This window comes from Escherichia sp. Lx600-2 (genome assembly GCF_036662595.1).
Taxonomy (GTDB): Bacteria; Pseudomonadota; Gammaproteobacteria; order Enterobacterales; family Enterobacteriaceae; genus Escherichia; species Escherichia coli.
In genome coordinates this window covers 1-16,312 of record NZ_JAYQWM010000005.1, presented here as the reverse complement: position 1 = coordinate 16,312, position 16,312 = coordinate 1, and the positions used below count along the sequence as shown (strand labels likewise).

Sequence of the window (16,312 nt, the reverse complement as noted above, 5' to 3'; positions counted from 1 at the left end):
CGGAGAGCATTTGTAGGCCTGATAAGACGCGGCAAGCGTCGCATCAGGCATTGGCGCGGTTGCCGGATGAATCCAAACAACAACCTCACTTATTCTGCGTGTGCAGCATATAGTTCACATCCACGCCGGGGCCGAGTTTAAAAGTATTAGTGATCGGGTTGTAATGTAGCCCGGTTATATGTCGCTCTTTAAGGCTTGTCTGATCTACCCAGCCAAGCAGCTCTGCCGGTTTAATAAACTTCTTCACATCATGCGTGCCTTTGGGCACCATGCGCAAAATATATTCAGCACCAACCACCGCCATCAGCCATGATTTGCCGTTGCGGTTAAGCGTCGAGAAAAAGACATCGCCGCCTGGTTTCACCAGTTGCGCACAGGCTCTCACCACTGACTGCGGATCGGGAACGTGCTCCAGCATCTCCATGCAGGTCACCACATCATACTGCCCGGCATGTTTTGCCGCGTGCTCTTCCACGGTTTCCTGCACGTAATCCACCTGAATGCCGCTTTCCAGCGCGTGCAGTTTTGCCACCTGCAATGGCTCAAAGCCCATATCCAGACCGGTCACCGTCGCACCTTCGCGCGCCATACTCTCGGCCAGAATGCCGCCGCCACAACCGACATCGAGCACCTTTTTGCCGAATAAACCGCCAGCACGCTCGGCAATATAGCCCAGACGCAGCGGGTTAATGCGGTGCAGCGGTTTGAACTCACCTTCCAGATCCCACCAGCGGGAGGCGACGGCTTCAAATTTAGCGATCTCTTCGTGGTCTACGTTATGGTTTACCGGCGATTTTTCGGCATTCATTGGCACTTCTACTCCGTAATTGGCAAGACAAACGAGTATATCAGGCATTGGATGTGAATAAAGCGTATAGGTTTACCTCAAACTGCGCGGCTGTGTTATAATTTGCGACCTTTGAATCCGGGATACAGTAGAGGGATAGCGGTTAGATGAGCGACCTTGCGAGAGAAATTACACCGGTCAACATTGAGGAAGAGCTGAAGAGCTCCTATCTGGATTATGCGATGTCGGTCATTGTTGGCCGTGCGCTGCCAGATGTCCGAGATGGCCTGAAGCCGGTACACCGTCGCGTACTTTACGCCATGAACGTACTAGGCAATGACTGGAACAAAGCCTATAAAAAATCTGCCCGTGTCGTTGGTGACGTAATCGGTAAATACCATCCCCATGGTGACTCGGCGGTTTATGACACGATCGTCCGTATGGCGCAGCCATTCTCGCTGCGTTACATGCTGGTAGACGGTCAGGGTAACTTCGGTTCCATCGACGGCGACTCTGCGGCGGCAATGCGTTATACGGAAATCCGTCTGGCGAAAATTGCCCATGAACTGATGGCCGATCTCGAAAAAGAGACGGTCGATTTCGTTGATAACTATGACGGCACGGAAAAAATTCCCGACGTCATGCCAACCAAAATTCCTAACCTGCTGGTGAACGGTTCTTCCGGTATCGCCGTAGGTATGGCAACCAACATCCCGCCGCACAACCTGACGGAAGTCATCAACGGTTGTCTGGCGTATATCGATGATGAAGACATCAGCATTGAAGGGCTGATGGAACACATCCCGGGGCCGGACTTCCCGACGGCGGCAATCATTAACGGCCGTCGCGGTATTGAAGAAGCTTACCGTACCGGTCGCGGCAAGGTATATATCCGCGCCCGTGCCGAAGTGGAAGTTGACGCCAAAACCGGACGTGAAACCATTATCGTCCACGAAATTCCGTATCAGGTAAACAAAGCGCGCCTGATCGAGAAGATTGCGGAACTGGTAAAAGAAAAACGCGTGGAAGGCATCAGCGCGCTGCGTGACGAGTCTGACAAAGACGGTATGCGCATCGTGATTGAAGTGAAACGCGATGCGGTCGGTGAAGTTGTGCTCAACAACCTCTACTCCCAGACCCAGTTGCAGGTTTCTTTCGGTATCAACATGGTGGCATTGCACCATGGTCAGCCAAAGATCATGAACCTGAAAGACATCATCGCGGCGTTTGTTCGTCACCGCCGTGAAGTGGTGACCCGTCGTACTATTTTCGAACTGCGTAAAGCTCGCGATCGTGCTCATATCCTTGAAGCATTAGCCGTGGCGCTGGCGAACATCGACCCGATCATCGAACTGATCCGTCATGCGCCGACGCCTGCAGAAGCGAAAACTGCGCTGGTGGCTAATCCGTGGCAGCTGGGCAACGTTGCCGCGATGCTCGAACGTGCTGGCGACGATGCTGCGCGTCCGGAATGGCTGGAGCCAGAGTTCGGCGTGCGTGATGGTCTGTACTACCTGACCGAACAGCAAGCTCAGGCGATTCTGGATCTGCGTTTGCAGAAACTGACCGGCCTTGAGCACGAAAAACTGCTCGACGAATACAAAGAGCTGCTGGATCAGATCGCGGAACTGCTGCGTATTCTTGGTAGCGCCGATCGTCTGATGGAAGTGATCCGTGAAGAGCTGGAGCTGGTTCGTGAACAGTTCGGTGACAAACGTCGTACTGAAATCACCGCCAACAGCGCAGACATCAACCTGGAAGATCTGATCACCCAGGAAGATGTGGTCGTGACGCTCTCTCACCAGGGCTACGTTAAATATCAGCCGCTTTCTGAATACGAAGCGCAGCGTCGTGGCGGGAAAGGTAAATCTGCCGCACGTATTAAAGAAGAAGACTTTATCGACCGACTGCTGGTGGCGAACACGCACGACCATATTCTGTGCTTCTCCAGCCGTGGTCGCGTCTATTCGATGAAAGTTTACCAGTTGCCGGAGGCCACTCGTGGCGCGCGCGGTCGTCCGATCGTCAACCTGCTGCCGCTGGAGCAGGACGAACGTATCACCGCGATCCTGCCGGTGACCGAGTTTGAAGAAGGCGTGAAAGTCTTCATGGCGACCGCTAACGGTACTGTGAAGAAAACCGTCCTCACCGAATTCAACCGTCTGCGTACCGCCGGTAAAGTGGCGATCAAACTGGTTGAAGGCGATGAGTTGATCGGCGTTGACCTGACCAGTGGCGAAGATGAAGTAATGCTGTTCTCCGCCGAAGGTAAAGTGGTGCGCTTTAAAGAGTCTTCTGTCCGTGCGATGGGCTGCAACACCACCGGTGTTCGCGGTATTCGTTTAGGCGAAGGTGATAAAGTCGTCTCTCTGATCGTGCCTCGTGGCGATGGCGCAATCCTCACCGCAACGCAAAACGGTTATGGTAAGCGTACCGCAGTGGCGGAATACCCAACCAAGTCGCGCGCGACGAAAGGGGTTATCTCCATCAAGGTTACCGAACGTAACGGTTTAGTTGTTGGCGCGGTACAGGTAGATGACTGCGACCAGATCATGATGATCACCGATGCCGGTACGCTGGTACGTACTCGCGTTTCAGAAATCAGCATCGTGGGCCGTAACACCCAGGGCGTGATCCTCATCCGTACTGCGGAAGATGAAAACGTAGTGGGTCTGCAACGTGTTGCTGAACCGGTTGACGAGGAAGATCTGGATACCATCGACGGCAGTGCCGCGGAAGGGGACGATGAAATCGCTCCGGAAGTGGACGTTGACGACGAGCCAGAAGAAGAATAATTTTACTTCTTCATGCCAAAAGGGAGCTATCTCCCTTGTTTGAATTGAAAAGTCCAGGCTGCAAAGTCTGGGCTTTTGTCGTATTAGGGCACGGTAAAGTTTGGCTGTGCCCGTAAAAAATGGCTGGCTATACACAAGGAATGTGGCAATGAGTGGTGAAAAAAAGGCGAAAGGCTGGCGGTTCTATGGTCTTGTAGGTTTTGGCGCAATAGTACTGCTTTCCGCTGGCGTCTGGGCGTTGCAATATGCTGGCAGTGGGCCAGAAAAAACGTTGTCGCCGCTGGTGGTGCACAACAATCTGCAAATCGATCTCAATGAGCCAGACCTCTTTCTCGACAGCGACTCTCTGAGCCAGCTTCCCAAAGATCTCCTCACCATTCCGTTTCTCCACGATGTTCTTAGCGAAGATTTCGTTTTCTATTATCAGAATCATGCCGATCGTCTGGGCATTGAAGGCAGCATTCGCCGCATTGTCTATGAACACGATCTCACGCTGAAAGATAAACTCTTTTCGTCACTCTTAGATCAGCCCGCGCAGGCGGCGCTATGGCACGATAAACAAGGCCATCTTTCACATTACATGGTGCTGATCCAACGCAGTGGTTTAAGCAAACTGCTGGAGCCATTGCTGTTTGCTGCTACCAGCGATAGCCAGTTAAGCAAAACGGAAATCAGTAGCATCAAGATAAATAGTGAAACTATTCCTGTTTATCAGTTGCGCTATAACGGCAATAACGCCCTGATGTTCGCGACATATCAGGACAAGATGCTGGTGTTTTCCAGCACGGATATGCTGTTTAAAGATGATCAGCAGGATACCGAAGCCACGGCGATCGCAAGCGATTTGTTGAGCGGCAAAAAACGCTGGCAAGCCAGCTTTGGCCTGGAAGAGCGTGCTGCCGAAAAAACGCCAGTACGCCAGCGTATCGTAGTCAGCGCCAGGTTGCTGGGGTTTGGCTACCAGCGATTAATGCCTTCTTTTGCTGGCGTACGCTTCGAAATGGGTAACGACGGCTGGCACAGTTTTGTGGCGTTAAATGATGAATCCGCCAGCGTAGATGCCAGTTTCGATTTTACGCCGGTCTGGAACAGTATGCCTGCCGGGGCCAGCTTCTGTGTGGCGGTGCCGTATTCACACGGTATTGCCGAAGAGATGCTTTCGCACATCAGCCAGGAAAACGACAAGTTGAATGGGGCGTTGGACGGTGCCGCGGGGCTGTGCTGGTATGCAGACTCAAAATTGCAAACCCCGCTGTTTGTCGGTCAGTTTGATGGCACTGCCGAACAGGCGCAATTGCCAGGGAAACTGTTTACGCAAAATATTGGCGCGCACGAAAGCAAAGCGCCAGAAGGTGTTTTGCCGGTAAGCCAGACTCAGCAAGGCGAAGCGCAAATCTGGCGTCGCGAAGTGAGTTCCCGGTACGGTCAGTATCCGAAAGCGCAGGCGGTGCAACCCGATCAATTAATGTCGGATTATTTTTTCCGCGTGTCGCTGGCGATGCAAAACAAAACGCTGCTTTTCTCCCTCGATGACACGCTGGTTAATAACGCCCTGCAAACACTGAATAAAACCCGCCCGGCAATGGTGGATGTAATACCCACAGATGGCATCGTTCCGCTCTATATCAATCCACAAGGCGTGGCGAAACTGCTGCGTAACGAAACGCTGACCAGTCTGCCGAAGAATCTCGAACCGGTTTTTTATAACGCCGCACAAACTTTATTAATGCCGAAGCTGGACGCTTTATCTCAACAACCGCGTTATGTCATGAAGCTGGCCCAGATGGAACCCGGTGCCGCCTGGCAGTGGCTAACCATAGCCTGGCAGCCGCTATGAGGCACGGGCTGCTGGCGCTGATTTGCTGGCTGTGTTGTTGCCCATAGCGAAATGCTGAATGTCGAACAATCCGGGCTGTTTCGCGCCTGGTTTGTGCGCATTGCTCAGGAACAGCTCCGCCAGGGGCCAAGTCCACGCTGGTATCAGCAGGATTGTGCGGGCCTGGTGCGATTTGCGGCGAACGAGACGCTGAAAGTTCACGACAGTAAATGGCTAAAAAGTAACGGTTTATCTAGTCAGTATTTGCCGCCAGAGATGACGCTAACACCTGAACAGCGTCAACTGGCGCAAAACTGGAATCAGGGGAACGGGAAAACCGGCCCCTACGTGACCGCGATTAATTTGATTCAGTACAACAGCCAGTTTATTGGCCAGGACATAAACCAGGCGCTGCCTGGCGATATGATTTTTTTCGATCAGGGCGATGCCCAGCACTTAATGGTCTGGATGGGGCGTTACGTCATCTACCACACCGGAAGCGCCACGAAAACTGACAACGGAATGCGCGCAGTCAGTCTGCAACAACTTATGACATGGAAGGACACCCGATGGATACCCAACGATTCCAATCCCAATTTCATTGGCATTTATCGTTTAAATTTTCTGGCGCGATAGCAGCGTGCTTGTCCCTGTCTCTTGTGGGAACAGGGCTTGCTAATGCTGATGATTCGCTTCCTTCCAGTAACTATGCGCCGCCCGCAGGGGGAACATTCTTTTTGCTTGCTGACAGCAGTTTTAGCAGCAGTGAAGAGGCGAAAGTGCGACTGGAAGCGCCGGGGCGTGATTATCGGCGCTATCAGATGGAAGAGTACGGCGGCGTGGACGTTCGCCTGTATCGTATTCCTGACCCGATGGCATTTTTGCGCCAGCAGAAAAACCTGCATCGCATTGTGGTGCAACCGCAATATCTGGGCGACGGGCTGAACAATACGCTGACCTGGCTGTGGGATAACTGGTACGGCAAATCTCGCCGCGTGATGCAGCGTACTTTCTCTTCTCAGTCACGGCAGAATGTGACTCAGGCATTACCCGAATTACATCTCGGCAATGCCATTATTAAACCTTCCCGTTATGTACAGAACAACCAGTTTTCCCCGCTGAAAAAATATCCCCTGGTGGAACAGTTCCGTTACCCATTATGGCAGGCTAAACCGGTCGAGCCGCAGCAAGGGGTAAAACTGGAAGGCGCATCCAGCAATTTCATCTCGCCGCAGCCGGGTAACATTTATATTCCTCTCGGCCAACAAGAGCCGGGACTGTACCTCGTCGAGGCGATGGTTGGTGGGTATCGGGCGACGACGGTGGTGTTTGTTTCCGATACCGTGGCGCTTAGCAAAGTGTCAGGCAAAGAGCTTCTGGTGTGGACCGCGGGTAAAAAACAGGGTGAAGCGAAGCCCGGCTCAGAGATCTTGTGGACTGACGGTCTTGGCGTGATGACCCGCGGTGTGACCGATGACAGCGGTACCTTGCAGTTACAACATATATCGCCAGAACGTTCATACATTCTGGGTAAGGATGCTGAAGGCGGCGTTTTTGTCTCCGAGAACTTCTTCTACGAAAGCGAAATCTACAACACCCGCTTGTATATTTTTACCGATCGCCCGCTATATCGCGCAGGCGATCGTGTCGATGTTAAAGTGATGGGCCGCGAGTTCCACGATCCGTTGCATTCATCCCCCATCGTCAGCGCCCCGGCGAAGCTTTCGGTGCTGGACGCTAACGGCAGTCTGTTGCAAACCGTCGATGTCACGCTGGATGCGCGCAATGGCGGGCAGGGAAGTTTCCGCCTGCCAGAAAATGCCGTTGCCGGAGGTTATGAGTTACGTCTTGCTTACCGCAATCAGGTCTATAGCAGTAGTTTTCGCGTAGCCAACTATATCAAGCCACATTTCGAGATTGGTTTAGCTCTCGACAAAAAAGAGTTCAAAACTGGCGAAGCGGTCAGCGGCAAACTGCAACTTCTCTACCCGGATGGCGAGCCGGTAAAAAATGCCCGCGTGCAGTTAAGTTTGCGCGCTCAGCAATTATCAATGGTCGGTAACGATTTGCGTTATGCCGGACGTTTCCCCGTGTCGCTGGAAGGCAGTGAAACGGTGTCCGACGCCAGCGGTCATGTGACGTTAAATCTCCCCGCCGCCGATAAACCGAGCCGCTATTTGTTAACCGTCTCCGCCAGTGACGGCGCGGCGTATCGCGTCACCACCACCAAAGAGATCCTCATTGAACGCGGCCTGGCGCATTACTCTTTAAGTACCGCCGCACAATACAGTAATAGCGGCGAGTCGGTTGTGTTCCGTTATGCCGCGCTGGAATCTTCAAAACAGGTTCCTGTTACGTATGAATGGTTGCGTCTCGAAGACCGCACGAGCCATAGCGGAGAGCTACCGTCTGGCGGCAAATCCTTTACCGTCAATTTCGATAAACCTGGCAACTACAATCTGACGTTACGCGATAAAGACGGCTTAATTCTCGCCGGGTTAAGCCATGCAGTCAGCGGTAAGGGCAGCATGTCGCATACTGGTACGGTAGATATCGTGGCAGATAAAACGCTGTACCAGCCTGGCGAAACCGCGAAGATGCTGATTACCTTCCCGGAGCCAATTGATGAAGCATTATTGACGCTGGAACGCGATCGCGTGGAACAGCAGTCGCTGCTTTCGCATCCGGCAAACTGGCTAACGCTACAACGTTTAAACGATACTCAGTATGAAGCCCGTGTTCCAGTGAGCAATTCCTTTGCGCCTAACATCACTTTTTCGGTGCTGTATACCCGTAACGGTCAGTACAGTTTTCAGAACGCCGGGATCAAAGTTGCCGTTCCTCAGCTGGATATCCGGGTGAAAACGGACAAAACCCATTACCAGCCTGGTGAACTGGTCAATGTCGAATTAACCTCGTCGCTGAAAGGTAAACCTGTTTCTGCGCAGCTAACGGTAGGCGTGGTCGATGAAATGATCTACGCGCTGCAACCAGAAATCGCGCCGAATATCGGCAAATTTTTCTATCCGCTGGGGCGTAACAATGTGCGTACCAGCTCCAGTCTGTCGTTTATCAGCTACGACCAGGCGCTCTCCAGCGAGCCGGTTGCGCCTGGCGCAACTAACCGCAGCGAGCGGCGAGTAAAAATGCTTGAACGTCCACGGCGTGAAGAGGTGGATACCGCGGCATGGATGCCGTCACTCACAACCGATAAACAAGGCAAAGCGTATTTCACGTTCCTGATGCCTGATTCGTTAACCCGCTGGCGTATCACCGCGCGTGGGATGAACGGCGACGGGCTGGTCGGGCAGGGGCGTGCTTATCTGCGTTCGGAAAAAAATCTCTACATGAAGTGGAGTATGCCAACGGTGTATCGCGTGGGCGACAAACCGGCGGCAGGACTGTTTATCTTCAGTCAGCAGGATAACGAACCGGTGGCGCTGGTGACTAAATTTGCAGGCGCTGAGATGCGCCAGACGCTGACGCTGCACAAAGGGGCGAATTATATTTCGCTGACGCAGAACATTCAGCAATCTGGCTTGTTAAGTGCAGAACTGCAACAAAATGGGCAAGTGCAGGACAGCATTAGCACAAAACTGTCTTTTGTGGATAACAGCTGGCCCGTTGAACAGCAGAAAAATGTCATGCTCGGCGGTGGCGATAACGCGCTGATGTTGCCCGAGCAGGCGAGCAATATCCGGCTACAAAGTAGTGAAACGCCGCAGGAGATTTTCCGCAACAATCTTGATGCGATAGTCGATGAACCGTGGGGTGGGGTGATCAACACCGGTAGCCGTCTGATCCCGCTCAGTCTCGCCTGGCGTTCGCTTGCCGATCATCAAAGTGCCGCCGCTAACGACATTCGTCAGATGATTCAGGATAACCGTCTGCGGCTGATGCAACTGGCGGGGCCCGGAGCGCGCTTTACCTGGTGGGGTGAAGATGGCAATGGTGACGCCTTCCTTACGGCATGGGCATGGTACGCCGACTGGCAGGCCAGCCAGGCGCTCGGCGTAACGCAACAACCGGAATACTGGCAGCATATGCTCGACAGTTATGCCGAGCAGGCAGATAACATGCCGTTATTGCATCGGGCGCTGGTGCTGGCGTGGGCACAGGAGATGAATCTGCCGTGCAAAACGTTGTTGAAAGGGTTGGATGAAGCTATCGCCCGGCGCGGAACTAAAACTGAAGATTTCTCGGAGGAAGACCCCCGCGATATCAATGACAGCCTGATCCTCGATACACCGGAATCTCCACTGGCAGATGCGGTGGCAAACGTCTTAACCATGACGTTGCTGAAAAAAGCGCAGTTGAAGTCCACGGTGATGCCTCAGGTTCAGCAATATGCGTGGGATAAAGCGGCAAACAGCAATCAGCCGCTGGCGCACACGGTTGTGCTGCTCAATAGCGGTGGTGACGCTACCCAGGCGGCTGCTATTTTAAGTGGTTTGACCGCTGAGCAATCTACTATTGAGCGCGCGCTGGCCATGAACTGGCTGGCGAAATATATGGCGACAATGCCTTCGGTTGTGTTGCCTGCGCCTGCGGGCGCATGGGCCAAACATAAGTTAACTGGAGGGGGCGAATACTGGCGTTGGGTTGGTCAGGGCGTGCCGGACATTCTCTCTTTTGGTGACGAATTATCGCCGCAAAATGTGCAGGTCCGCTGGCGTGAACCGGCAAAAACGGCTCAACAAAGTAACATTCCGGTGACCGTTGAACGCCAGTTGTATCGGCTTATCCCCGGTGAAGAAGAGATGAGCTTTACTCTGCAGCCGGTGACCAGCAATGAGATTGACAGCGATGCGCTGTATCTCGATGAAATTAAGCTTACCAGCGAGCAGGATGCAGTTCTGCGCTATGGTCAGGTGGAAGTACCGCTCCCGCCGGGAGCCGACGTTGAGCGCACAACATGGGGCATTTCAGTCAATAAACCCAACGCCGCGAAACAGCAGGGGCAATTGCTGGAAAAAGCGCGTAATGAAATGGGCGAACTGGCCTATATGGTGCCGGTGAAAGAACTGACGGGAACGGTCACTTTCCGCCATTTGCTGCGCTTCTCGCAAAAAGGGCAATTCGTTCTGCCTCCTGCTCGTTATGTGCGTTCCTATGCACCTGCGCAGCAAAGTGTTGCGGCAGGGAGCGAATGGCCCGGGATGCAGGTGAAATAAGTGAACTGGCGCAGAATCGTCTGGCTATTGGCGTTGGTTACTCTGCCAACGCTTGCGGAGGAGACGCCGTTACAACTGGCACTGCGTGGTGCGCAGCACGATCAACTGTATCAGCTGTCGTCATCAGGCGTGACCAAAGCCTCGACATTACCTGACTCGCTCACCACGCCGTTAGGGAGTTTGTGGAAACTGTATGTTTACGCCTGGCTGGAGGATACCCATCAACCGGAGCAGCCCTACCAGTGTCGCGGAAACTCCCCGGAAGAGGTTTATTGTTGTCAGGCTGGGGAGAGCATAACGCGCGATACCGCGCTGGTACGTTCCTGTGGGCTCTATTTTGCGCCGCAGCGGTTGCATATTGGCGCAGATGTGTGGGGGCAATACTGGCAACAGCGTCAGGCACCTGCGTGGTTAGCGTCTCTTACTACGCTGAAGCCAGAAACCTCGGTAACGGTTAAATCGCTGCTTGATTCATTAGCGACGTTACCTGCGCAAAACAAAGCTCAGGAAGTCTTACTGGATGTGGTGCTGGACGAGGCGAAAATCGGTGTCGCATCCATGCTCGGTAGTCGGGTTCGGGTGAAAACCTGGAGCTGGTTTGCCGATGATAAACAGGAAATCCGTCAGGGTGGTTTTGCCGGCTGGTTAACCGATGGTACACCGCTGTGGGTGACTGGCAGTGGCACCAGCAAAACGGTACTGACCCGTTATGCGACGGTGCTTAATCGGGTTTTGCCAGTGCCGACACAAGTTGCCAGTGGGCAATGTGTAGAGATGGAGCTATTTGCCCGCTATCCGCTGAAGAAAATCACAGCGGAAAAGAGTACGACGTCAGTAAAACCCGGCGTACTTAATGGGCGCTATCGTGTGACATTTGCCAATGGTAACCACATTACGTTTGTCAGCCACGGTGAGACGACCTTACTGAGCGAAAAGGGCAAACTGAAATTGCAGTCGCATCTCGATCGTGAAGAGTACGTTGCCAGAGTTCTGGATCGCGAGGCGAAAAGTACGCCCCCTGAGGCAGCGAAAGCCATGACCGTGGCAATTCGCACTTTTTTACAGCAAAACGCCAATCGGGAAGGCGATTGCCTGACCATCCCCGACAGCAGCGCCACGCAGCGTGTTTCTGCTTCGCCAGCTACCACGGGGGCGCGAACGATGACCGCCTGGACGCAGGATCTCATCTATGCGGGCGATCCGGTTCATTATCACGGCAGTCGCGCTACCGAAGGGACGCTTTCCTGGCGGCAAGCCATGGCCCAGGCGGGGCGGGGAGAGCGTTACGACCAGATACTCGCGTTTGCTTATCCCGACAACAGCCTTAGCCGCTGGGGAGCGCCACGCTCAACCTGTCAGTTATTACCCAAAGCGAAAGCCTGGCTGGCGAAAAAAATGCCGCAGTGGCGGCGTATATTACAAGGCGAGACGGGGTACAACGAACCAGACGTGTTTGCGGTCTGTCGTTTAGTCTCAGGTTTCCCCTATACCGATCGGCAGCAGAAACGGCTGTTTATTCGTAACTTCTTTACGCTTCAGGATCGGCTGGATTTAACCCATGAGTATCTGCACCTGGCCTTTGATGGTTATCCCACCGGGCTTGATGAGAACTATATCGAAACGCTGACCCGACAATTATTAATGGACTAATGCTATGCGAAAGATTTTTCTTCTGTTGTTACTGGTGGCGCTTTCGCCTGTCGCTCACAGTGAAGGTGTGCAGGAAGTCGAGATTGACGCACCGCTCTCAGGCTGGCATCCGGCAGAGGGCGAAGATGCCAGTTTTTCACAATCGATCAATTACCCGGCGTCGTCCGTCAACATGGCAGATGATCAAAATATCTCAGCGCAGATCCGCGGCAAAATAAAGAATTATGCTGCGGCGGGTAAAGTTCAGCAGGGCCGGCTGGTGGTCAACGGTGCCAGTATGCCGCAGAGAATTGAATCCGATGGTTCATTTGCACGCCCTTATATTTTCACTGAAGGCAGCAACAGCGTGCAGGTCATCAGCCCGGATGGGCAAAGCCGACAAAAAATGCAGTTTTACTCAACGCCGGGTACAGGAACGATTCGTGCACGTTTACGGCTGGTTCTCTCGTGGGATACGGACAATACCGATCTCGATCTCCATGTTGTCACGCCCGATGGCGAACACGCCTGGTACGGTAACACCGTGCTGAAAAACAGTGGTGCACTGGATATGGATGTCACGACGGGGTACGGACCCGAGATTTTCGCCATGCCAGCGCCAGTTCACGGGCGCTATCAGGTGTATATCAACTACTATGGTGGGCGCAGCGAAACGGAATTAACCACCGCCCAACTGACGCTGATTACCGATGAAGGATCGGTCAATGAGAAACAGGAAACATTTATTGTACCGATGCGTAATGCTGGCGAGCTGACGCTGGTGAAAAGTTTTGACTGGTGATCCATCCCTTCACACAACCTGGCTCTTTCTTTTTTCAGATAAGACTGCTGGGCGATCTGCCGACGCCAGGATATAACCATTAACAAGCGTCGGCAGATTGGTCATTTCTTATTTTTCGTACTGAGAACTGTCCATTTACTCCGGCTTTCCTGGTTAAGGCAATGGTTTCTAAGCGATACGCATTATTGCAATGGTGACAGAACATTGCGGTAACACGCTTTTACCGCTACCTTAACCACACTCCATCGGTCACCTGAGGCGGAGCTTCGCCCCTTTGAAATACCTTGCTTCTTTTCGTACAACCCTGAAAGCCTCGCGCTACATGTTCAGAGCATTGGCGTTAGTGCTCTGGCTGTTGATTGCTTTTTCATCCGTTTTTTACATCGTTAATGCGTTACATCAGCGAGAATCGGAAATTCGTCAGGAATTTAATCTGAGTTCCGATCAGGCTCAGCGCTTTATTCAACGCACCTCTGATGTGATGAAAGAGCTGAAGTACATCGCTGAAAATCGCTTATCGGCAGAAAACGGTGTGCTTTCCCCGCGTGGACGAGAAACGCAGGCGGATGTGCCTGCGTTTGAACCGCTGTTTGCCGACTCCGATTGTTCCGCAATGAGTAACACCTGGCGAGGTTCTCTGGAGTCATTGGCGTGGTTTATGCGCTACTGGCGCGATAATTTTTCTGCGGCTTACGATCTCAACCGGGTATTTTTAATCGGCAGCGATAACCTCTGCATGGCCAATTTCGGTCTGCGTGATATGCCAGTGGAACGCGATACCGCGTTGAAAGCGTTGCATGAACGCATCAATAAATATCGAAATGCACCACAAGATGATAGCGGCAGTAACCTCTACTGGATCAGCGAAGGTCCGCGCCCTGGCGTCGGGTATTTTTACGCGTTGACGCCAGTTTATCTGGCGAACAGGTTGCAGGCGCTTTTGGGTGTCGAGCAGACCATCCGGATGGAGAATTTTTTCTTACCGGGTACGTTGCCGATGGGGGTTACCATTCTTGATGAAAATGGTCATACCCTGATTTCGCTTACCGGACCAGAAAGCAAAATTAAGGGCGATCCTCGCTGGATGCAGGAACGCTCCTGGTTTGGCTATACGGAAGGTTTCCGGGAGCTGGTGCTGAAGAAAAATCTGCCTCCCTCATCGCTAAGCATCGTTTATTCGGTGCCGGTTGATAAGGTGCTGGAACGCATTCGCATGTTGATCCTTAACGCAATTTTGCTGAATGTGCTTGCTGGAGCTGCATTGTTTACTCTCGCGCGGATGTACGAGCGGCGTATTTTCATTCCGGCGGAAAGCGATGCCCTGCGACTGGAAGAACATGAGCAGTTTAACCGCAAGATTGTCGCCTCCGCGCCAGTGGGTATCTGTATTTTGCGTACCGCAGATGGCGTCAATATTTTAAGTAACGAACTGGCGCATACCTATCTCAATATGCTTACGCATGAGGACCGCCAACGGCTGACACAAATTATCTGTGGGCAGCAGGTCAATTTTGTTGATGTCCTGACCAGCAACAATACCAATCTGCAAATCAGCTTCGTCCATTCGCGCTATCGTAATGAAAACGTGGCCATTTGTGTGCTGGTGGATGTTTCTTCGCGCGTGAAGATGGAAGAGTCGTTGCAGGAGATGGCACAAGCAGCGGAACAGGCGAGCCAGTCAAAATCGATGTTCCTTGCCACCGTCAGTCATGAGCTGCGAACGCCGCTGTATGGCATTATCGGTAACCTGGATCTGTTGCAAACCAAAGAGTTACCGAAAGGCGTCGATCGTCTGGTGACGGCAATGAACAACTCTTCCAGCCTGTTGTTGAAAATTATCAGCGATATTCTCGATTTCTCGAAGATTGAATCGGAACAGTTGAAGATCGAACCGCGTGAGTTTTCACCGCGTGAAGTGATGAACCACATCACCGCCAACTATTTACCGCTGGTGGTACGCAAGCAGTTAGGCTTGTACTGCTTTATTGAACCGGATGTGCCAGTGGCTTTAAATGGCGACCCGATGCGTTTACAGCAGGTCATCTCCAACCTGTTGAGTAACGCCATAAAATTCACTGATACCGGCTGTATAGTTTTGCATGTCCGCGCTGATGGCGATTATCTCTCTATCCGTGTTCGCGATACCGGCGTGGGGATTCCGGCGAAAGAAGTGGTGCGCTTGTTTGATCCCTTCTTCCAGGTCGGAACGGGCGTACAGCGAAACTTCCAGGGGACCGGTCTGGGTCTGGCGATTTGTGAAAAACTGATCAGCATGATGGACGGCGACATCTCGGTAGATTCAGAACCGGGAATGGGCAGCCAGTTTACCGTGCGTATTCCGTTGTACGGCGCTCAGTACCCGCAGAAAAAAGGCGTGGAAGGGCTGAGTGGTAAACGCTGCTGGCTGGCGGTCCGCAATGCGTCGCTCTGTCAGTTCCTGGAAACCAGTTTGCAGCGCAGCGGCATCGTCGTTACAACATACGAAGGGCAGGAACCGACTCCCGAAGATGTGTTAATCACTGACGAGGTAGTGAGTAAAAAATGGCAGGGCAGAGCGGTAGTGACCTTCTGTCGTCGACATATTGGTATTCCGCTGGAGAAAGCGCCAGGGGAGTGGGTACACAGTGTGGCTGCTCCGCATGAGCTACCGGCATTGTTGGCGCGTATTTATTTGATCGAGATGGAGAGCGACGATCCTGCTAACGCTCTGCCGTCGACGGACAAAGCGGTCAGCGATAATGACGATATGATGATTCTGGTCGTGGATGATCATCCGATTAACCGACGTCTGCTGGCAGATCAGTTGGGATCGTTGGGCTATCAATGTAAAACCGCGAATGATGGCGTCGATGCGCTTAATGTACTTAGCAAGAATCATATTGATATCGTGCTTAGCGACGTCAACATGCCAAATATGGATGGTTACCGCTTGACGCAACGCATTCGTCAGTTGGGACTGACGTTGCCGGTAATCGGAGTAACTGCTAATGCGTTGGCTGAAGAGAAGCAGCGGTGTCTGGAGTCCGGTATGGACAGCTGCCTGTCGAAGCCGGTAACGCTGGATGTGATAAAACAGACGCTGACGGTATATGCCGAGAGGGTCAGGAAATCGCGGGATTCGTAGGACGGATAAGGCGTTTACGCCGCATCTGGCATTCAGTGCAAATGCCAGATGCGACGCTGACGCGTCTTATCTGGCCTACTTTAATGTAATCTGTTGAAATAATGGGAATCGTAGGACGGATAAGGCGTTTACGCCGCATCTGGCATTCAGTGCAAATGCCAGATGCGACGCTGACGCGTCTTATC

7 protein-coding genes and 1 pseudogene are annotated in these 16,312 nt (G+C 52.8%); 7 read left to right on the top strand and 1 reads right to left on the bottom strand.

Annotation, left to right across the window (positions count from 1 at the left end; translation table 11 throughout):
* Window positions 1-85: 85 nt before the first annotated feature.
* Complete coding sequence (gene ubiG, locus OQV04_RS02815; RefSeq protein WP_000990765.1) at window positions 86-808, bottom strand: bifunctional 2-polyprenyl-6-hydroxyphenol methylase/3-demethylubiquinol 3-O-methyltransferase UbiG; 723 nt, start codon at window positions 806-808, stop codon at window positions 86-88.
* A 146-nt stretch (window positions 809-954) separates the two neighbouring features.
* On the opposite strand from ubiG, the gene gyrA reads away from it, so the two are divergent.
* The 7 genes and pseudogenes from gyrA to rcsC all read left to right on the top strand — a co-directional run bounded on the left by gyrA (window position 955) and on the right by rcsC (window position 16,127).
* On the top strand, window positions 955-3,582 hold the full coding sequence (gyrA, locus tag OQV04_RS02810; RefSeq protein WP_001281251.1) for a DNA topoisomerase (ATP-hydrolyzing) subunit A: 2,628 nt from the start codon (window positions 955-957) through the stop codon (window positions 3,580-3,582).
* A 148-nt stretch (window positions 3,583-3,730) separates the two neighbouring features.
* Window positions 3,731-5,419: a DUF2138 domain-containing protein gene (locus OQV04_RS02805; RefSeq protein ID WP_032281241.1), complete on the top strand. Its 1,689-nt coding sequence runs from the start codon at window positions 3,731-3,733 to the stop codon at window positions 5,417-5,419.
* Window positions 5,416-6,034: pseudogene (locus OQV04_RS02800) on the top strand (DUF1175 domain-containing protein). The gene OQV04_RS02805 and the pseudogene OQV04_RS02800 overlap by 4 nt, the downstream one beginning before the upstream one ends.
* 23 nt (window positions 6,035-6,057) lie before the next feature.
* Entirely contained in the window at window positions 6,058-10,572 is a 4,515-nt protein-coding gene (locus OQV04_RS02795; protein ID WP_196606242.1) for an alpha-2-macroglobulin family protein, read from the top strand.
* Window positions 10,573-12,222: a YfaQ family protein gene (locus OQV04_RS02790; protein ID WP_032281238.1), complete on the top strand. Its 1,650-nt coding sequence runs from the start codon at window positions 10,573-10,575 to the stop codon at window positions 12,220-12,222.
* Between the two features lie 4 nt (window positions 12,223-12,226).
* Complete coding sequence (locus OQV04_RS02785; RefSeq protein WP_032281237.1) at window positions 12,227-13,003, top strand: YfaP family protein; 777 nt, start codon at window positions 12,227-12,229, stop codon at window positions 13,001-13,003.
* A 274-nt stretch (window positions 13,004-13,277) separates the two neighbouring features.
* Window positions 13,278-16,127, top strand: a complete 2,850-nt coding sequence (gene rcsC / locus OQV04_RS02780) for a two-component system sensor histidine kinase RcsC (RefSeq protein ID WP_000876013.1) — start codon at window positions 13,278-13,280, stop codon at window positions 16,125-16,127.
* The last annotated feature ends 185 nt before the right edge of the window (window positions 16,128-16,312 follow it).